The organism is Streptomyces sp. NPDC044921 (assembly GCF_056432865.1).
Map to the genome: position 1 here is coordinate 38,418 of NZ_JBWKIF010000010.1, position 18,735 is coordinate 57,152.

Sequence of the window (18,735 nt, forward strand, 5' to 3'; positions counted from 1 at the left end):
GTCAGTTCACTTCCCGAAGATTGCGGTAGGCGGCCACCAGCGCGGCCGTGGACGGGTCGAGACCGGGGACGTCCGCCCCCTCGGTCAGGGCGGGTTCGACGCGTTTGGCGAGGACCTTGCCGAGTTCGACGCCCCACTGGTCGAAGGAGTCGATGTGCCACACGGCGCCCTGCACGAACACCTTGTGCTCGTAGAGGGCGACCAGCTGGCCGAGGACCGACGGGGTCAGCTCGGTGGCCAGGATCGTGGTGGTCGGGTGGTTGCCCCGGAACGTGCGGTGCGGCACCTGCTCCTCGGGCACGCCCTCCGCGCGCACCTCGTCGGCGGTCTTGCCGAAGGCGAGCGCCTGGCCCTGTGCGAACAGGTTCGCCATCAACAGGTCGTGCTGCGCCTTCAGTTCGTCGCTCAGCTCGGCGACGGGGCGGGCGAAGCCGATCAGGTCGGCCGGGATGAGCTTGGTGCCCTGGTGGATCAACTGGTAGTAGGCGTGCTGCCCGTTGGTGCCGGGCGTGCCCCAGACCACAGGGCCCGTCTGCCACTTCACCGGGTTGCCGTCGCGGTCCACCGACTTGCCGTTGGACTCCATGTCGAGCTGCTGGAGGTAGGCGGTGAACTTGGACAGGTAGTGGCTGTAGGGCAGCACGGCGTGCGACTGGGCGTCGTGGAAGTTGCCGTACCAGATGCCCAGCAGGCCCATGATCAGCGGGGCGTTGGCCTCGGCGGGGGCGTTGCGGAAGTGCTCGTCGACGATGCGGAAGCCGTCGAGCATCTCCCGGAAGCGGTCCGGGCCGATGGCGATCATCAGGGACAGGCCGATGGCGGAGTCGTACGAGTAGCGGCCGCCGACCCAGTCCCAGAACTCGAACATGTTGTCGACGTCGATGCCGAACCCGGTGACCTTCCCGGCGTTGGTCGACAGCGCCACGAAGTGCCGGGCGACCGCCTTCTCGTCGCCCCCGAGCCCCTCCAGCAGCCAGGAGCGCGCCGAGGTCGCGTTGGTGATCGTCTCGATGGTGGTGAAGGTCTTGGAGGCGACGATGAACAGCGTCTCGGCCGGGTCGAGGTCGCGGATCGCCTCGTGCAGGTCCGAGCCGTCCACGTTCGACACGAAGCGGAACGTCAGCGAGCGGTCGGTGAAGGCGCGCAGCGCCTCGTAGGCCATCGCGGGCCCCAGGTCGGAGCCGCCGATGCCGATGTTGACGACGTTGCGGATGCGCTTGCCGGTGTGGCCGGTCCACTCGCCGGAGCGGACCCGGTCCGCGAAGGCGGCCATCCTGTCGAGCACGGCGTGCACGCCCGGGACGACGTTCTCCCCGTCGACCTCGATCACCGCGTCCCGCGGGGCGCGCAGCGCGGTGTGCAGCACGGCCCGGTTCTCGGTGGTGTTGATGCGCTCGCCGCGGAACATGGCGTCCCGCAGCCCGAACACGTCGGTGGCGGCAGCCAGCTCCCGCAGCAGGGCCAGCGTCTCGTCGGTGACCAGGTGCTTGGAGTAGTCGATGCGCAGGTCGCCGACGTGCACGACGTAGCGTTCGGCGCGGCCCGGGTCCGCCTCGAACAGCTCGCGCAGGTTCGGCCGCGGCAGCGCGTCGGCGCGGTGGTCCTCCAGGGCGGCCCACTCGGGCCGCCGGGTGAGCCGGGGCGAGCCGGCGGGGGAGTCAGACATGAGCGGGGGTCTCCTCGGTTGCCTCGCCGTTCAGGGCGATGGCGTACATCTCGTCCGCGTCGAGGCGCCGCAGCTCCTCGGCGATGAGTTCGGAGGTGGCACGGACCTTCAGGGCGAGGGTCCGGGACGGCTGGCCCGGCAGGCTCAGCGTGGCCAGTGGTCCCTCGGGGCGGTCGATGACGATCTCGCCGTTCTCGGTGCCCAGGCGCACGGCCGTCACCACCGGCCCGGCGGTGACCACACGGTCGACCCGCACGTGCAGCCGGGCCTCCAGCCAGCGGGCCAGCAGCTCGGCGGCCGGGTTCTCGGCCTCGGCCTCCACGGCCGCCGAGGTCACCTTCGCCCGGGCCTGGTCCAGCGCGGCCGCCAGCATCGAACGCCAGGGCGTCAGCCGGGTCCAGGCCAGGTCCGTGTCACCGGGCGCGTAGGAGCGGACCCGCCTGTCCAGGGTGCCCAGCGGGTCCTCGACGGCGTACAGGTCGGTGATCCGCCGCTGGGCCAGCGCGCCGAGCGGGTCCTTGGAGGGCACGTCCGGGGCGTCCACCGGCCACCACACCACCACCGGCGCGTCCGGCAGCAGCAGGGGCAGCACGACCGAGTCGGCGTGGTCGGACACCTCGCCGTAGGTCCGCAGGATCACCGTCTCCCCGGTGCCCGCGTCGGCGCCCACCCGGACCTCGGCGTCCAGCCGGGAGGACTGGCGGTCGCGCGGGGTGCGGGCGTGCCGCTTGATGACGACCAGGGTGCGCGAGGGGTGCTCGTGCGAGGCCTCCTCGGCGGCCTTGATCGCGTCGTAGGCGTTCTCCTCGTCCGTGACGATCACCATCGTCAGGACCATGCCCACGGCGGGGGTGCCGATGGCGCGGCGGCCCTGCACCAGCGCCTTGTTGATCTTGCTTGCCGTGGTGTCGGTCAGGTCGATCTTCATGGCCTGCGCCAGCTCCGTCCGTCTCGTGCGAGCATCTCGTCGGCTTCCGCGGGTCCCCAGCTGCCCGCGGCGTACTGCGCGGGCCGGCCGTGCGTGGCCCAGTACTGCTCGATCGGGTCGAGGATCTTCCAGGACTCTTCCACTTCCTGGTGACGCGGGAACAGGTTGGCGTCGCCCAGGAGGACGTCCAGGATCAGCCGTTCGTACGCCTCGGGGCTCGATTCGGTGAACGACTCGCCGTAGGCGAAGTCCATCGTCACGTCCCGGATCTCCATCGACGTGCCCGGCACCTTGGAACCGAAGCGGACCGTCATGCCCTCGTCCGGCTGGACGCGGATGACGATCGCGTTCGCGCCGAGCTCCTCGGTGGCGGTGGAGTCGAAGGGGGAGTGCGGGGCCCGCTGGAAGACGACCGCGATCTCCGTCACCCGGCGGCCCAGCCGCTTGCCGGTGCGCAGGTAGAACGGCACGCCGGCCCAGCGGCGGTTGTCCACCTGGAGCCGGATCGCGGCGTAGGTGTCGGTCGTGGAGTCGGGGTCGATGCCCTCCTCCTCCAGGTAGCCGCGCACCTTCGCGCCGCCCTGCCACGCGGCCACGTACTGGCCGCGCACGGTGCCCTGCCCGAGGTCCTGCGGCAGCCGTACGGCCTTGAGGACCTTCAGCTTCTCGGTGAGCAGCGAGGGGGCGTCGAAGGCGGCGGGCTCCTCCATCGCGGTGAGCGCCATCAGCTGCAGCAGGTGGTTCTGGATGACGTCGCGGGCGGCGCCGATGCCGTCGTAGTAGCCGGCCCGGCCGCCGATGCCGATGTCCTCGGCCATGGTGATCTGCACGTGGTCGACGAAGGACCGGTTCCAGATCGGTTCGAACATCTGGTTGGCGAACCGCAGGGCCAGGAGGTTCTGGACCGTCTCCTTGCCCAGGTAGTGGTCGATGCGGAAGACCTGCTCCGGGTCGAACACCTCGTGCACGATCCGGTTGAGCTCCTCGGCCGACCGCAGGTCGTGCCCGAACGGCTTCTCGATGACCGCGCGGCGCCAGGAGCCCTCCGGGGCGTCGGCCAGCTTGTGCTTCTTCAGCTGCTGGACGACCTTCGGGAAGAACTTCGGCGGCACCGAGAGGTAGAACGCGTAGTTGCCGCTGGTGCCCCGGGAGGCGTCCAGCTCCTCCACGGCGGAGCGCAGCTGCTCGAACGCGTCGTCGTCGTCGAAGTCGCCCGGGATGAAGCGCATGCCCTCGGCGAGCTGCTGCCAGACCTCCTCGCGGAACGGGGTCCGGGCGTGCTCGCGCACCGCGTCGTGCACGACCTGCGCGAAGTCCTGGTCCTCCCAGTCCCGGCGGGCGAAGCCCACCAGCGAGAAGCCCGGCGGCAGCAGACCCCGGTTGGCCAGGTCGTACACGGCCGGCATCAGCTTCTTGCGGGACAGGTCGCCGGTCACGCCGAAGATGACCAGCCCGGACGGGCCCGCGATCCTGGGCAGCCGGCGGTCCTGCGCGTCGCGCAGCGGGTTGGTGAAGTCGGTGTCGGCACGGTACGCGCGCCCGGCGGCCTCCGTCGTCCCGCCGTCACCGGCCCGCCGGCTTGCGGCGGTCCCGGCCGTGCCGTCGTGGTCGGACTGCCGGTCTGCGGCGGTCCCGGCCGTGCCGTCGTGGTCGGTCTGCCGGTCTGCGGCGGTCCCGGCCGTGGCGCCCTCGCCGGTCTGCCGGTCTGCGGCCGACTGGGTCGTGCCGTCGATCCCGGCCGCCCGGCCTCCAGGCGTGCCGCCCTCTCCGGCCCGCCCGCCTCCGCCGGGTTCGGTCGCGCCGTCGACCCCGGTCTGCTCGACACCGGCCGCCTCCTGGGCCGCCCGGGCCTCCTTGTCCTCCTTGGTCCCCTTCGTCTCCTGCTCGGCCGTCTGGGGGATGCCCTCGCTCATTCCGCGTCAACTCCCTTGCTGTTCAAGGACTTGGTGACCGCGTCCAGCAGGTCCTGCCAGGCCACCTCGAACTTGGCCACTCCCTCGTCCTCCAGTTGCCGCACCACCTCGTCGTATGCGATGCCGAGCCGCTCGACGGCCGCCAGGTCCGCCCGGGCCCGGTCGTAACCGCCGGTGACCGTGTCGCCCCGGACGTCGCCGTGGTCGGCGACGGCCTCCAGCGTGGCCTCCGGCATGGTGTTGACCGTGCCGGGCGCGACCAGTCCGTCCACGTACAGGGTGTCCACGTAGGAGGGGTCCTTCACACCGGTGGAGGCCCAAAGGGGGCGCTGCCGGTTCGCCCCGGCTTCCGCCAGGACCTGCCAGCGCGGCCCGGCGAAGACCTGCTCGTACGCCTCGTAGGCGAGCCGGGCGTTGGCCAGGGCCGCCCGGCCCTTCAGGGCGAGCGCCTCGTCCGTGCCCAGCAGGGTCAGCCGCTTGTCGACCTCGGCGTCGACCCGGGAGACGAAGAAGGACGCCACCGAGTGGATGGCCGACAGGTCCAGGCCCGCCGCCCGGGCCCGCTCCAGGCCGGCGAGGTAGGCGTCCATCACCTCGCGGTAGCGCTCCAGGGAGAAGATCAGGGTCACGTTGACACTGATACCCGCGCCGATCACCTCGGTGATCGCGGGCAGGCCCGCCCGCGTCGCCGGGATCTTGATCATCACGTTGGGACGGTCCACCAGCCAGGCCAGCTGACGGGCCTCGGCGACGGTCGCGGCGGTGTCGTGGGCCAGCCGGGGGTCGACCTCGATGGAGACCCGGCCGTCCCGGCCGCCCGTCGCCTCGTACACCGGCCGCAGCACGTCGGCGGCGGCCCGCACGTCGGCGGTCGTCATCATCCGCACGGCCTCGTCGGCGGTCACGCCCCGCACGGCCAGATCGGCGAGCTGCTCCTCGTAACCGTCGCCGGCGCCGATGGCGGCCTGGAAGATCGACGGGTTGGTGGTGACGCCGACGACGCCCTTGGTCCGTACGAGTCCGGCCAGGTCGCCGGACTCGATCCGCCGGCGGGACAGGTCGTCCAGCCAGATCGACACGCCCTCGTCGGACAGGCGCTTGAGTGCTCCCGCGCTCGCGGTTGCTTCGGTCACAGTGATCATCTTCCTTCGTGCGGTCGGATCAACCGCGTGCGGCGGCGAGGGATTCCCGGGCGGCCGCCACGACGTTCTCGGGGGTGAAGCCGTACTCGGCGAACAGGGTCCCGGCGTCGGCGGAGGCGCCGAAGTGCTCCAGGGAGACGATGCGTCCCGCGTCCCCCACGAACCGGTGCCAGGTCAGGCCGATCCCGGCCTCGACCGCGACCCGGGCCTTCACGGCCGGCGGCAGCACGCTCTCGCGGTAGGCGCGCGGCTGCTGCTCGAACCACTCCACCGACGGCATCGACACCACCCGCGTACCGATCCCGTCGGCCTCCAGCGCCTCACGCGCGGCGACGGCGAGCTGCACCTCGGAGCCGGTGGCGACGATGACCACGTCCGGCACCTCGGTGGAGGAGCCGGCGAGGACGTAGCCGCCGCGCGCCGCGTCGGGGTTCGGCTCGTAGGCGGGCACGCCCTGGCGGGTGAGGGCGAGGCCGTGCGGGGCCGGGTCGGTGGTGTGGCGGCGCAGGATCTCCGCCCAGACCACCGCGGTCTCGTTGGCGTCGGCGGGCCGTACGACGTTCAGGCCGGGGATGGCGCGCAGCGCGGCCAGGTGCTCCACCGGCTGGTGGGTCGGGCCGTCCTCGCCGAGGCCGATGGAGTCGTGCGTCCACACGTACGTCACCGGCAGCTGCATCAGGGCCGACATGCGGACGGCGTTGCGCATGTAGTCGGAGAAGACCAGGAAGGTGCCGCCGTAGATCCGCGTGTTGCCGTTCAGGGCGATGCCGTTCATCTCCGCGGCCATGGAGAACTCGCGGATGCCGAAGTGGATCGTGCGGCCGTAGGGGTCGGCCCCCGGCAGCGGATTGCCCTTCGGCAGGAAGGACGACGTCGGGTCGATGGTGGTGTTGTTCGAACCGGCGAGGTCGGCCGAGCCGCCCCACAGCTCGGGCACGACCGCGCCGAGCGCCTGGAGCACCTTGCCGGACGCGGCACGCGTGGCGACCGCCTTGCCCGGCTCGAACACCGGCAGGGCGTCCTCCCAGCCCTCGGGCAGTTCGCCCTTGCTGACGCGGTCGAAGGTCGCGGCCCGCCCGGGGTTCCCGGCGCGCCAGGCGGCGATCCCCTTGTCCCAGGCGGCGTGCGCCTCGGCGCCCCGGTCCAGGGCCTTGCGGGTGTGGGCCAGTACCTCGTTGGCGACCTCGAAGGACCGCTCCGGGTCGAAGCCGAGGACGCGCTTGGTGGCGGCGACCTCCTCCGCGCCGAGCGCCGACCCGTGGGAGGCCTCGGTGTTCCGCGCGTTGGGGGCGGGCCAGGCGATGATCGTGCGCATCGCGATGATCGAGGGGCGATCGGTGACGGCCTGCGCCGCCCGCAGCGCCGCGTACAGCGCGCGCACGTCGATGTCGCCGTCCTCGCGCGGCTCGATCCGCTGCACGTGCCAGCCGTAGGCCTCGTACCGCTTGAGGACGTCCTCGGAGAACGCGGTCGCGGTGTCGCCCTCGATGGAGATGTGGTTGTCGTCGTAGAGGAAGACCAGGTTGCCGAGCCTTTGGTGGCCGGCCAGCGAGGAGGCCTCGGCGGAGACGCCCTCCTGGAGGTCGCCGTCGGAGACGATCGCCCAGATCGTGTGGTCGAAGGGCGACTCGCCCTCGGGTGCCTCCGGGTCGAACAGGCCGCGCTCGTAGCGGGCGGCCATCGCCATGCCGACCGCGTTGGCGACGCCCTGGCCCAGCGGGCCGGTGGTGGTCTCCACGCCGGCCGTGTGGCCGTACTCGGGGTGCCCGGGCGTCTTCGAGCCGTGCGTGCGGAACGCCTTCAGGTCGTCCAGCCCCAGCTCGTACCCCGCGAGGTACAGCTGCGTGTAGAGGGTCAGCGAGGTGTGGCCGGGGGAGAGGACGAAACGGTCACGGCCCGCCCACTCCGGGTCGGCGGGGTCGTGCCGCATCACCTTCTGGAAGAGCGTGTAGGCGGCCGGCGCCAGGCTCATCGCGGTGCCCGGGTGGCCGTTGCCGACCCGCTGGACGGCGTCGGCCGCCAGGAGGCGGGCGGTGTCGACGGCACGCCGGTCGAGATCGGTCCATGCGAAGCCGTCCGCTGTCTGCGTGCTCATCTTCAAGAAACCTCGATAGGAGCTAAGGGGCTGGTCTGACGCGTTCAAAACTAAAAGTCTGACTTTTTCGGCGGAAGGTCCTCGTGTGCCAGCCTGTGGTGAAAGTGGGACACCGACGGGCGGCACGAGGCGGACATGGCGGACAGAAGCATCCAAGGCGGCGACGGGATCAGAACGTTCCCCTTCCCGGTCGAGCTGAGCGTCGGCGGCGTCGGCATGCAGATCGGCCCGATGGGCACCGGCCGCACCTGGCACGCCGACGCGCCGCTGGAGCGCGTGCACCGCATCGACTTCCACGTCGTGATGCTGTTCGGCGAGGGCCCGGTCCGGCACATGGTGGACTTCACCGAGTACGAGGCCGGCGCCGGGGACCTGCTGTGGATCCGCCCCGGGCAGGTCCACCGCTTCTCGCGCACCAGCGAGTACCGCGGAACGGTGCTCACCATGCAGCCGGGCTTCCTGCCCCGCTCGACCGTGGAGGCCACCGGCCTCTACCGCTACGACCTGCCGCCGCTGCTGCGCCCCGACCCCGCCCGGCTCGCCGGACTGCGCGCCGCGCTCGACCAGTTGCGGCGCGAGTACGAGGACACGGCCACCCTGCCGCTGAGCCTGCACACCGCCGTCCTGCGCCACACCCTGACGGCGTTCCTGCTGCGCCTCGCGCACCTGGCGGCCAGTTCCGCCGAGGCGCAGCGGCAGCGGACCGACTCCACCTTCACCCTCTTCCGGGACGCCGTGGAGCGGGACTTCGCCACCAACCACAGCGTCAGCGCCTACGCCGACGCGCTCGGTTACTCCCGCCGCACGCTGGTCCGCGCGGTCCGTGCCGCCACCGGCGAGACGCCCAAGTCCTTCATCGACAGGCGCGTGGTCCTGGAGGCCAAACGCCTCCTCGCCCACACCGACCTGCCGATCGGGCGGGTGGGCGCGGCGGTCGGCTTCCCGGACGCCGCGAACTTCTCCAAGTTCTTCCACCAGCACACGGACCAGACCCCGGCGGCGTTCCGCGCGGAGCTGCGCTGAGGGCAGCGAGAAGGGGCCCCACGCGCGCGTGGGGCCCCTTGCCGGGTCGGGTCAGCGCCCGAAGGCGAACCAGTTGACGTTCACGAAGTCCGCCGGCTGACCGCTGGTGAAGGTCAGATAGACGTCGTGCGTGCCCGTCACGGAGCTGATGTTGGCGGGAATCGTCCGCCAGGACTGCCAGCCGCCGGTGTTGCCCACCGCGAAACTCCCGACCGGCGCGTTGCTCCGGCTGTCCAGCCGCACCTCGACCAGCCCGCTGACGCCGTTCGCGGCGCCGCTGGCGACCCTGGCGCTGAACTGCCGGGCCGGGGTGGAGCCGAAGTTCACGCCCTTGAACTGCAGCCAGTCGCCGTTGGCCAGCGCCCCGACGTTCCGGCCGCCGCCGGAGTCGGTGGTCGTCTCGGTCATGGCGCCGGACTGGGCGTCGAAGGACTCGGCCTGGATGGTGCCGTAGGCGTCACGGTCGCCGGTGGGCGGCGGTGTGGTGCCACCGCCGCCCGAGGACAGCACCTGCACGTAGTCGACGACCATCGCGTGGCCGGGCTGGGTGCCCGCGTCCGGGCCGCCGCCGAACGCGTCGGGGAAGCCGCCGCCCATCGCCACGTTGAGGATGATGAAGAAGCCGTGGTCGGTGGCGTTCCGCCAGGTCGTGGCGTCGACCTGATGGGCGCGCACCGTGTGGAAGTTGACGCCGTCGAGGTAGAAGCGGATCTCCTCGACGCTGGTCGAGCGGTCCCACTCCATCCGGTACGTGTGGAAGCCGGCCTGGCAGGTGGTGCCCTGACAGGTGGTCGACCCGCCGATGCCGCTGGTCTCGTTGCAGGGCCCGCCCGGCGAGGTGCCGCAGTGCATCGTGGCGAACACCGTGTTCATGCCCTGGGTGTTCTCCATGATGTCCAGCTCGCCGACCGCCGGCCAGTTCCAGTAGTTGCCGCGGTAGGGCGCGCCGAGCATCCAGAACGCCGGCCAGTAGCCCCTGGCGGCGGCTCCGGTGACGTTCGGCACCTGGATGCGCGACTCGACGCGGAGTTTGCCGCCGGCCGGGGGCTGGAAGTCGGTGCGGTTGGTCTCGATGCGGCCGGAGGTCCAGTTGCCGGCGGCGTCCCGGCGGGGCGTGATGCGCAGGTTGCCGTTGCCGTCGAGGGAGACGTTGTCGGTGCTGCTCGTCATCGTCTCGATCTCGCCGGTGCCCCAGTTGGCGGGGCCGCCCGGGTAGCCCTTGCCGGTGGCGTACTGCCAGTTGGCGGTGTTGACACCGCTGCCGGCCGGACCGTTGAAGTCGTCGAGGAACACCTGCGTCCAGCCCGAGGGGGGCGGCGGGGCCGAGGCGCTGGCCGACGGGGTGGCGACCGCGGCGGCGGCCGCCGCGAGACCGAGCGCGCTGACGACGGCGACGCACGCCCGGCGGAAGGGGCGCGGTCTGCGGGGGGTGCTTGAGGTGTCGCTCATGTGGGGGCCTCTCGGGGAAGGGGATGAGAGCGCTCTCAAAGTGCCGCCAATGTGCTCCCCCGCGGACGGGTCGTCAAGGGATGAACCAAGAAAAGTGCGCGGACGGCCGCTGGTTGCAGAGCCCGAACGGCGAGGACCGCGAGTCGGCCGGAGGCGTTCCTCGTCGCCCGCACCGGCCGGGTCCGCGGACCACCGCGTCGTCCCTCCGTGCTGCCGCGACCGGTGCGCCGCCGGCCAGCGTGCCCACCGCCGCGCCCTGTCCGACCGCGCCATCCCGCTCTCCCCCCGTCGAGCACCTCGCAGGGTTCGCCCCCCGCCGGGCCGCGACGGCTGCCCCCGGGTTGTGAAACGGGCTCGGCGGGGCACTCGGCACGCACCACCCGGTCGAGGCAGCAGGAGGTATCCGTGGCCGTACGCCATCACCTGATCCGAGTCCCGCCGAGCGCGGTGTGGGACGTCCTCGCCGACGGCAACCGCTACGGGGAGTGGGTGGTGGGGACCTCCGAGTCCCACCCGGTGCGCGGGCACTGGCCGCGCAAGGACGCCGCGATCCGCTACCGGGTCCGGCTCGGTCCCGTCCAGCTGGACAACGAGACGACCGTCCGGCACTGCGAGGAGGGCCGCCGGCTGGAGCTGGAGGCCCACGCCGGGCCGCTCGGCACCGCGCGCATCGCCATCGAGCTGCGGCCCTGGGGCGAGGACTGCCTGGTCATCGTCGACGAGCACCCCCTGCGCGGGGCGGGCGGCCGGCTGCACAACGTCGGCTTCGAGGCGCTGATCCAGCTGCGCCACCGCGCCATGCTGGCCCGGCTGGCCCGTCTGTGCGAGGACGAGGCCGGTGTGGGCAACGCCGCGGGCGGACGCCGCTCCCTCGGCCAGGTCACCGTGTCCGACGTGGACGGGCCCCGCCATGCCTGACGCCGTGGTGATCGGCGCGGGACCCAACGGCCTGGTGGCCGCGAACCTCCTGGCGGACGCCGGGTGGAGCGTGGAGGTGCTGGAGGAGCAGCCCGAACCGGGCGGCGCGGTGCGCCACGACCGGGGCGTGGACCCCGCGTTCGTCAACGACCTGTTCAGCTCCTTCTACCCCCTCGCCGCCGCCTCGCCCGTCCTGGCCGGCCTGCGCCTGCAGGACCACGGACTGGCCTGGAGCCACGCGCCCAGCGTGCTGGCCCACCCCCTCACCGACGGCAGCTGCGCCGTCCTGCACCGGGACGTCGGCGCCACCGCCGCCTCCCTCGACACCTTCGACCCGGCCGACGGCGACGCCTGGCGGCGGCTGCACGAGGTCTGGGACAGCCTGCGCCCCGACCTGCTGGACGCCCTGTTCACGCCCTTCCCGCCGGTGCGCGCGACGGCCCGGCTGGCGCGGCGGCTGCACGCGGCGGGCGGCCTGCGCATGGCCCGCTCCCTGGTGCTGCCGGTGCGCCGCCTGGGCGAGGAGGAGTTCCGCGGCCAGGGCGGCCGGCTGCTGCTGGCCGGCAACGCCCTGCACGCCGACCTGGCCCCCGAGTCGTCGGGCAGCGGCGGCTTCGGCTGGCTGATGGCCATGCTGGGGCAGACGTACGGATTCCCCGTCCCGGCCGGTGGCTCCGGGGCGCTGACCTCGGCCCTGGTGCGCCGTCTGGAGAGCCGGGGCGGCCGGGTGCGCTGCGGGCAGCGCGTCCAGCGGGTCGTGGTCCGCGGCGGGCGGGCGGTGGGCGTGCGCACGGCGGCCGGTGACGCGGTGCCCGCACGCCGGGCGGTGCTCGCCGACGTCTCGGTGCCCGCGCTGTACGGCGAGCTCGTCGAGCCCGAGCACCTGCCCGCGCAGGTCCTGGACGACCTGCGGCGCTTCCAGTGGGACTTCGCCACCTTCAAGGTCGACTGGGCGCTGGACGGCCCGGTGCCCTGGCGGGCCGAGCAGGCGTCCGGGGCCGGGACGGTGCACCTGGCCGACGGCATGGACGAGCTCACCCGCTTCGCCGCCCAGATCGCCATGCGGCAGGTCCCGGACCGCCCGTTCCTGATCTTCGGCCAGATGACCACCTCCGACGCCGGCCGCTCCCCGCAGGGCACCGAAGCGGCCTGGGCCTACACCCACATCCCGCACGAGATCCGGGCCGACGCGGGCGACGAGGGCATCACCGGCGACTGGTCCGCCAAGGACCAGGAGCTCATGGCCGACCGGGTCGAACGCCAGGTGGAACGGTTCGCGCCGGGCTTCCGCGACCGGATCCGGGCCCGCCGCGTCCTGGCGCCGCCCACCCTCCAGGCCATGGACGCCAATCTCGCGGGCGGCGCCATCAACGGCGGCACGACCGCGATGCACCAGCAGCTCGTCTTCCGCCCCCTGCCCGGCACCGGCCGTCCGGAGACCCCGGTGCGCGGCCTGTACCTCGCCTCCTCGGGAGCCCACCCGGGCGGCGGGGTGCACGGCGCGCCCGGGTCCAACGCCGCCCGGGCCGCACTGCGCCGCAACCTGCCGCCCGGCCTCGCCGGAGCGCAACGGCTGCTGGCCCGCCGCGACCGCACCGGCACCAGGCGCTGAACCGCGTGATCCCACGAGTGGGAAGGAAGGGCGGCCCATGCGCAGCAGTCCGCTCGCCGACCGCACGGTCGTCATCACCGGAGCCGCCCGCGGCGTGGGTGCCGCACTGGCCCGGGAGACCGCCCGGCGCGGCGCCCGCGTGGCGCTGCTCGGGCACGAGAAGGCCGCGCTGGAGGCGCTCGCCGCGTCCCTGCCCGGCCCCGCGCTGGCCGTGGAGACCGACGTCACCGATCTCCCCGCCCTCCAGGCGGCGGCCCGCACCGTGCGCGACGGTCTCGGCCGCCCCTCGGCGGTGGTGGCGAACGCCGGTGTCGCCGAGGGCGGCGCCTTCCTGGACACCGACCCGGACCTGTGGCGGCGGGTGATCGACGTCAACCTCACCGGCAGCGCCCACACGGCCCGGACGTTCCTGCCGGACCTGATCGGCACCGCGGGCTACTTCCTCCAGGTCGCCTCCCTGGCGTCCATCGGCGCCGCCCCGCTGATGAGCGCCTACTGCGCCTCCAAGGCCGGCGTGGAGGCCTTCGCGCACTCCCTCCGGGCGGAAGTGGCGCACCGGGGCGTCGGCCTCGGCATCGCCTACATCAACTGGACCGACACCGACATGATCCGCGACGCCGACCGCTACGACGTGCTGCGGGAACTGCGCGCCCGCATGCCGCCGCCGGCCCGCCGCGTGTACCCCGTGGACGTGGTCGCCGCCCGCCTGGTCAGGTGCCTGGAACGCCGCCGCACGGCGGTGTACGTCCCCTCCTGGCTGCGGCTGACACAGCCGGTGCGCTCGGCCCTGCCGCCCGTGGTGCTGCGCGTGGCCCGCCGGGCACTGCCCCGCCTGGAGGCCGCCGGCCCGGTCCGCCGCACCGGCCTGCTCGGCGCGGGCGGCCGGGCCGACAGCGAGGCGGTCAGGCCCCGGCCCTGACACCGGCGGACCGCCCGGCCCGCGTCCGCGGGCGCATGACGGACACTGGTCGGCAGGGGAAGGGAGCCGACCGTGCTGACCGGAGTCCGAGAACAGCTGGGCCAGGCCCTGTTCCGCCGCGTCGCGGGACCCGGCGGGCCCGAGACGCGTGCCCGCATCCACCACACGCCCGGGCCGCGCTGGTTCGGGCCCGAGCGACCGATCCGCACGGTCCACGGCGACGCCTCCATGTTCATCGGCGGGCTGACGGCGCTGCTGCTGCAGTCCCTGCACCCCCTCGCCATGGCGGCGGTCGCCGGCCACTCCGGCTACCGCGGCGACCCGTGGGGCCGCCTGCAGCGCACCAGCACCTTCCTGGCCGTGACGACCTACGGCACCGCCGAGGACGCCCGGCGGGCGGTCGACCAGGTCCGCGGCATCCACGAGCGGGTCCGCGGCACGACCGCCGGGGGAGAGCCGTACCACGCGGCCGACCCGCACCTGCTCGCCTGGGTGCACGCCGCCGAGACCGACAGCTTCCTGCGCGCCCACGCACGCTACGGGGCCCGTCCCCTGGACGACGCCGGCTATGACGCCTACGTCGCCGACACCGCCCGCGTCGCCGAGGCCCTGGGCGCCGAGGACCCGCCGCGCGACCGCCGTGAGCTGGCCCAGCGGCTGACCGCCTACCGGCCCGAACTGCGGGCCACGCCCGAGGCCCGGGCGGCCGCCCGCTTCCTGCTCTTCCAGCCGCCCCTGCCCCTGGCGGCGCGGCCCTTCTACGGCGGCCTGGCCGCCAACGCCGTCACCCTCCTGCCGCCCTGGGCGCGCGGCATGCTGTGGCTGCCCCGGGTGCCGCTCGTCGAGTCCCTCGCCGTCCGGCCCACCGGGCAGGCGCTGACCCGGGCCATCCGCTGGGCGATGACCCCGGGCCGGGAGGCGTCAGGGCCGCCACCCCAGCGCACGTGAGATCCCCCGCGCCGCCAGCCGCACCGCCGGGGCCAGCACCGGCACCTGGGCGTGCGCGTGGGGCACGACGACGGACACGGCGGCGGTGACCGTACCGTCCGCGCCCCGCACCGGGGCGGCCACCGACAGGGCGTCCTCGGTGACCTGACGGTCGCTCACGGCGACACCCGACCGCCGCACCTCGGCGAGCACCCGCCGCAGCCGCGCCGGGTCGGTGATCGTGTACGGCGTGAAGGAGGCGAGCTCGCCCGCGCAGTACGCGTCCTGGAGCTCCGGGCCGCCGTGGGCCAGCAGGGCGAGTCCGACGCCGGTGGCGTGCAGGGGCCAGCGGGCGCCGACGCGGATGTGCACCCCGACCGCCGACCGCCCCGACAGCCACTCGGTGTAGACGACGTCCCGCCCGTCGCGCACGGCCAGTTGCACGTTCTCGTGCGTCGCCTCGTACAGGTCCTCCAGGTACGGCAGGGCGACTTGCCGCAGGGCGAGTCCGCGCGGGGCCAGCGCAGCGAGCTCCCACAGCCGCAGGCCCACGTGGTAGACGCCGGTCTCGTCCCGCTCCAGGGCGCCCCACCCGGTGAGCGCCCCGACCAGCCGGTGCGTGGTGGTCAGGCTCAGTCCGGCCCGCCGGCTGATGTCCGTCAGGCACAGGGCCGGGTGCTCGTGGTCGAAGGCCGCGAGCACGGACAGCAGCCGGTCGGACGCGGTGGGGGCGGTCATGGCCGGGCGTCTCCCGGGTGGGCGAGGTCGTAGGGGCGGGGGTAGGCGGCCGGGCGGTGCGCCAGGTAGCGGGGCCGGGCTGCCGGATCCTCCTGGCGCGCGCGGGAGTTGAGGGCGCCGGGCGAGGCGTCCCAGCGGCCGGTGTCCAGGCGGTGTTCCAGGGTGCGCAGGGCGGCCAGCGTCTCACCGGTGGTGAACGTGCAGTGGCCCGGGCCGTCGACGTACGCCTGCCGGAGCAGGTGCGCGGAGCCCGCCGCGCCGGCGGCCCGCCGGTGGGCGCTCTGGGCGTGCACCGGGATCAGCGCGTCACCGGTTGTGTGGATGTTCAGCTGCGGGTCGCTGAGCCGGCCCGAGAGCACGCTGGTGTGCCGCATCCACCGCACCGCCGGCGGGTCGGCGGAGATCCGGGGAGCCCGCTCCAGGGCCTTCAGGTCGGTGCGCAAGGACAGTCCCGCCTCCTTGTACAGCTCGCTCACCCCTTTGTACAGCGGCGACCGGGCCAGCAGGGCGGTGTAGTCGACGCCGGTGTTCCAGGACGGGTTGCCGCCCGCCCGGGCCTCGGCCTCCTGCCGCCAGCCGAACGCGGGCAGCTGGAGCAGCCCCCGCACGGCGGCGTACTGGTTGGCCTGCCGCGCCTGCCAGTCGGTGGGGCCGGGCACCGGCTGCGCGGGGTCGTTGTGCCCGGGGATGCCGTGCAGGGCGGCGGCGAGGGCGATGCGGGCCCGGCCACCCGGAGTGCGCTGGGCGGCGTCGGTCCTGGCGGTGAGCGACGTGGCCGCGGCGGCCGCCTCCGCCTGGTCCGCGAAACCCGCGAGCCGGACGCCGGAGCCGGGCGCGAGCAGCGTGCGCAGCGCGAACACCGGGTCCAGGGTGCTGTTCCAGTTGGCCACCCCGCCCTGCACCAGCCCGCACATCGACAGCGAGCCGTCGAACCGGCCGGCGTGCCGCTCGGCGAGCACGCTGGTGACGAAGCCGCCGTACGAGGTGCCCCAGGCGAGGGACCGGCGCGCCGGGCCGAACCGGTCCGTGAACAGATCCAGCGTGGCCAGCTGGTCGGGCACGGCCTCGGTGACGGCCCAGCCGGTGGTCGCGTAGGAGGAGCCGATGAGCGCGTACCCCTCGGCCAGCAGGGTGTCAGCCACGGCCGAACCGGGCGTGTTCTGGGCCGGGTTGGGGGCACCCGCCGGGGTGTAGCCGTGGCTGTAGAGCAGCACCGTGCCGTTCCAGGACGCCGGGACGTCCATCACGTACGCGGCGCCGGAGGGCAGCCGGCCCTCCAGGTGGGTGCCGGAGGCCGCGGCCCGCGCGGGCAGGGCGGTCGCCGCCAGGGACAGGCAGGCGGTCAGCAGGGCGAGGCGGATCCTCAACGGGGGGTCCCTTCCAGGGCGGGGGCGGTGGCGGGGGAGTCCAGCGCGTCCGTGTGGGTCTCGCGCAGCCGCCACACGGTGAGGGCGGTGATCGCCGCGCCCGCGCACAGCAGCAGCGACACCGGGGTGCTGCCGCCGCCGGCGGAGGCGACGAGGCTACCGGCGATCAGCGGGGAGAACCCGGCGCCGATCAGGGTCGCCCCCTGGTAGCCGAGGGAGGCGCCGGTGTAGCGGACGCGGGTGCCGAACATCTCGCTGAGCAGGGCGCCCAGCGGCCCGTACATCGTCGACTGGGCGACGCCGTGGCCGAGCGCGAGCGCGAGGACCAGCAGTCCGGGCGAGCCGGAGTCGACCAGCGCCAGCACGGGGAAGGCGAGCGCGGCCGAGGCGAGGGCACCGGCCAGGACGACGGGCCGGCGGCCGACCCGGTCCGACAGCGCGGACGCGGCGGGCAGCACGGCGAGGGCCACGCAGGAGGCGACGGTCACCGCGGTCAGCACCTGCGGGCGGGTGTACCCCTGGTCGACGGCGTAGGAGATCATGAAGCTGGTCAGCAGCGACTGAGCGGTGAACGCGCCGATGCCCACGCAGGCGGCCAGCAGCACGGGCTTGGGGCGGCGCAGCACCTCCAGGAGCGGCGGCCGGTCCACCGGCTCCCCGCGCACCTGCGCGAACAGCGGGCTCTCGGCGACCCTCAGCCGCACGAACAGCCCGACGGCCAGCAGCACGATGCTCAGCAGGAACGGCACCCGCCAGCCCCAGGAGCGGAACTGCTCGTCCGGCAGGGAGGCGACGAGCGTGACGACTCCCGCCGACAGGACGGACCCGAGCGGGGCGCCGAGCTGCGTGAAGCTGGACCACAGGCCGCGCCGGGAGCCCTGGGTGCGCTCGGCGTGCTCGACGACCATCAGCATGGCGCCGCCCCACTCGCCCCCGATCGCGAGGCCCTGCACCACGCGCAGGGCGACCAGCAGCACCGGCGCCCAGACGCCGATCGCGTCGTAGGTCGGCAGCAGGCCGATGAGGAAACTGCCCGTCCCCATCAGCACCATGGTGAGCAGCATCATCGACTTGCGGCCGAGCCGGTCGCCGAAGTGCCCGAAGACGATGCCGCCGAGGGGGCGGGCGAGGTAGCCCGCGGCGAAGGTGCCGAAGGCCGCGATCGTGCCGACCGCGGGATCGGCCCGCGGGAAGAACAGGTCGCCGAAGACGAGCGCGGCGACCGTGCCGTAGACGAGGAAGTCGTAGAACTCGACGGTCGTGCCCAGCAGGCCGGACACGGCCACGCGGCGCAACTGGCGGGGATCCGGGGCGGGTTGGGTGGCTGGCGGGGATGGCTGCACGGTGGGCTCCCTGGGGACGGGGCGCGGTTGGTCCGTGAAGTTATGCATCTGCCGTGCAGCCGTCAATCATTTGCACAACATCAGTTGGCCGGCGGTCCGGGCTGTCAGGTCAGGCCGTCCTCGGCGATCCGCAGCAGCAGCGCGTGCAGCGTCGCGCGCTCGGCGGGGTCCAGCGGGGCCAGCAGTTCGCCGGTCACGCGCAGCCCGGCCTCGTCGGTGTCGCGCAGGAAGGCGCGGCCGGCCCCGGTCAGGACCACGATCCGGCCGCGGCGGTCGTCGGGGGAGGGGCGGCGCTCGGCGAAGCCGAGCTTCTCGAGGTCGTCGACCAGGCCGACGATCGCGCTCGGGTCGTAGCCGAGCCGGGTGCTCAGCTCGCGCTGGAGGGCGCCCTCGGTCGTGGCGAGGAAGCGCAGCACCGCGTAGTGGCGCAGGCGCAGCCCCGACTCCTGCAGGCAGGCGTTGAACAGCTGCCCCGAGCGCAGGCCCAGGCGGTACAGCAGGTAACCCGTGTCGGCGTGCAGCCCTCGCATCCACGGCTCGTCGGCGTCGATGGGCTTCGGGGTGGTGTTCTGGCGTGTGATGGCGGGCTCCCTGTGCTCGGTGCGTCCAGGAGATTCCAGCATCCCGCACCCGTGGATCACAACAACTATTGACGTCAACAATTATTGCTCTTAGCTTCGACCTCGCACGCCGAC

Annotated in this window: 15 protein-coding genes; 5 read left to right on the forward strand and 10 right to left on the reverse strand. The window is 73.6% G+C overall.

The genetic code is table 11. The features are described from left to right. Position 1: 1 nt before the first annotated feature. Genes pgi through tkt form a run of 5 tightly spaced genes read right to left on the reverse strand, consistent with a single transcriptional unit; the run spans position 2 to position 7,744 of the window. Positions 2–1,666, reverse strand: coding sequence for a glucose-6-phosphate isomerase (pgi, locus tag AC07DA_RS17410; protein WP_479129021.1), 1,665 nt, complete (start codon positions 1,664–1,666; stop codon positions 2–4). Further along, a complete protein-coding gene (gene opcA / locus AC07DA_RS17415; protein WP_479129022.1) occupies positions 1,659–2,594 on the reverse strand; it encodes a glucose-6-phosphate dehydrogenase assembly protein OpcA in 936 nt (311 codons plus the stop codon). The genes pgi and opcA overlap by 8 nt, the downstream gene beginning before the upstream one ends. After that, entirely contained in the window at positions 2,591–4,507 is a 1,917-nt protein-coding gene (zwf, locus tag AC07DA_RS17420) for a glucose-6-phosphate dehydrogenase (RefSeq protein WP_479129023.1), read from the reverse strand. Before zwf ends, opcA begins: the two co-directional genes overlap by 4 nt. After that, entirely contained in the window at positions 4,504–5,649 is a 1,146-nt protein-coding gene (gene tal, locus AC07DA_RS17425; protein ID WP_479129024.1) for a transaldolase, read from the reverse strand. The genes zwf and tal overlap by 4 nt, the downstream gene beginning before the upstream one ends. Before the next feature lie 19 nt (positions 5,650–5,668). Further along, positions 5,669–7,744: a transketolase gene (gene tkt / locus AC07DA_RS17430; protein ID WP_479129025.1), complete on the reverse strand. Its 2,076-nt coding sequence runs from the start codon at positions 7,742–7,744 to the stop codon at positions 5,669–5,671. Between the two features lie 135 nt (positions 7,745–7,879). Here tkt and AC07DA_RS17435 point away from each other — a divergent pair, with 135 nt between their 5' ends. Continuing rightward, the gene (locus tag AC07DA_RS17435) at positions 7,880–8,767 is read left to right on the forward strand and encodes a helix-turn-helix domain-containing protein (RefSeq protein WP_479129026.1); all 888 of its coding nucleotides are present in this window, start codon (positions 7,880–7,882) and stop codon (positions 8,765–8,767) included. 51 nt (positions 8,768–8,818) lie between these two features. Here AC07DA_RS17435 and AC07DA_RS17440 read toward each other — a convergent pair whose 3' ends face one another. Further along, positions 8,819–10,216, reverse strand: coding sequence for a glycoside hydrolase family 16 protein (locus tag AC07DA_RS17440; RefSeq protein ID WP_479129027.1), 1,398 nt, complete (start codon positions 10,214–10,216; stop codon positions 8,819–8,821). Between the two features lie 405 nt (positions 10,217–10,621). On the opposite strand from AC07DA_RS17440, the gene AC07DA_RS17445 reads away from it, so the two are divergent. From AC07DA_RS17445 to AC07DA_RS17460, 4 genes are all read left to right on the forward strand, one after another. Further along, complete coding sequence (locus AC07DA_RS17445) at positions 10,622–11,134, forward strand: SRPBCC family protein (RefSeq protein WP_479129028.1); 513 nt, start codon at positions 10,622–10,624, stop codon at positions 11,132–11,134. After that, positions 11,127–12,746, forward strand: a complete 1,620-nt coding sequence (locus AC07DA_RS17450) for a phytoene desaturase family protein (protein ID WP_479129029.1) — start codon at positions 11,127–11,129, stop codon at positions 12,744–12,746. Before AC07DA_RS17445 ends, AC07DA_RS17450 begins: the two co-directional genes overlap by 8 nt. Before the next feature lie 37 nt (positions 12,747–12,783). After that, the gene (locus AC07DA_RS17455; protein ID WP_479129030.1) at positions 12,784–13,665 is read left to right on the forward strand and encodes an SDR family oxidoreductase; all 882 of its coding nucleotides are present in this window, start codon (positions 12,784–12,786) and stop codon (positions 13,663–13,665) included. 72 nt (positions 13,666–13,737) lie between these two features. Next, positions 13,738–14,613, forward strand: coding sequence for an oxygenase MpaB family protein (locus AC07DA_RS17460; RefSeq protein WP_479129031.1), 876 nt, complete (start codon positions 13,738–13,740; stop codon positions 14,611–14,613). On the opposite strand, the gene AC07DA_RS17465 is transcribed toward AC07DA_RS17460, so the two are convergent. From AC07DA_RS17465 to AC07DA_RS17480, 4 genes are all read right to left on the reverse strand, one after another. After that, positions 14,587–15,330: an IclR family transcriptional regulator gene (locus AC07DA_RS17465; protein ID WP_479129032.1), complete on the reverse strand. Its 744-nt coding sequence runs from the start codon at positions 15,328–15,330 to the stop codon at positions 14,587–14,589. The two genes, AC07DA_RS17460 and AC07DA_RS17465, sit on opposite strands and share 27 nt — an antisense overlap. Further along, positions 15,327–16,697: an alpha/beta hydrolase family protein gene (locus tag AC07DA_RS17470; protein WP_479129033.1), complete on the reverse strand. Its 1,371-nt coding sequence runs from the start codon at positions 16,695–16,697 to the stop codon at positions 15,327–15,329. Before AC07DA_RS17470 ends, AC07DA_RS17465 begins: the two co-directional genes overlap by 4 nt. Continuing rightward, the gene (locus AC07DA_RS17475) at positions 16,694–18,040 is read right to left on the reverse strand and encodes an MFS transporter (RefSeq protein WP_479129034.1); all 1,347 of its coding nucleotides are present in this window, start codon (positions 18,038–18,040) and stop codon (positions 16,694–16,696) included. Before AC07DA_RS17475 ends, AC07DA_RS17470 begins: the two co-directional genes overlap by 4 nt. 104 nt (positions 18,041–18,144) lie before the next feature. Then, a complete protein-coding gene (locus tag AC07DA_RS17480) occupies positions 18,145–18,663 on the reverse strand; it encodes a MarR family winged helix-turn-helix transcriptional regulator (protein WP_479129035.1) in 519 nt (172 codons plus the stop codon). Between the last annotated feature and the right edge of the window lie 72 nt (positions 18,664–18,735).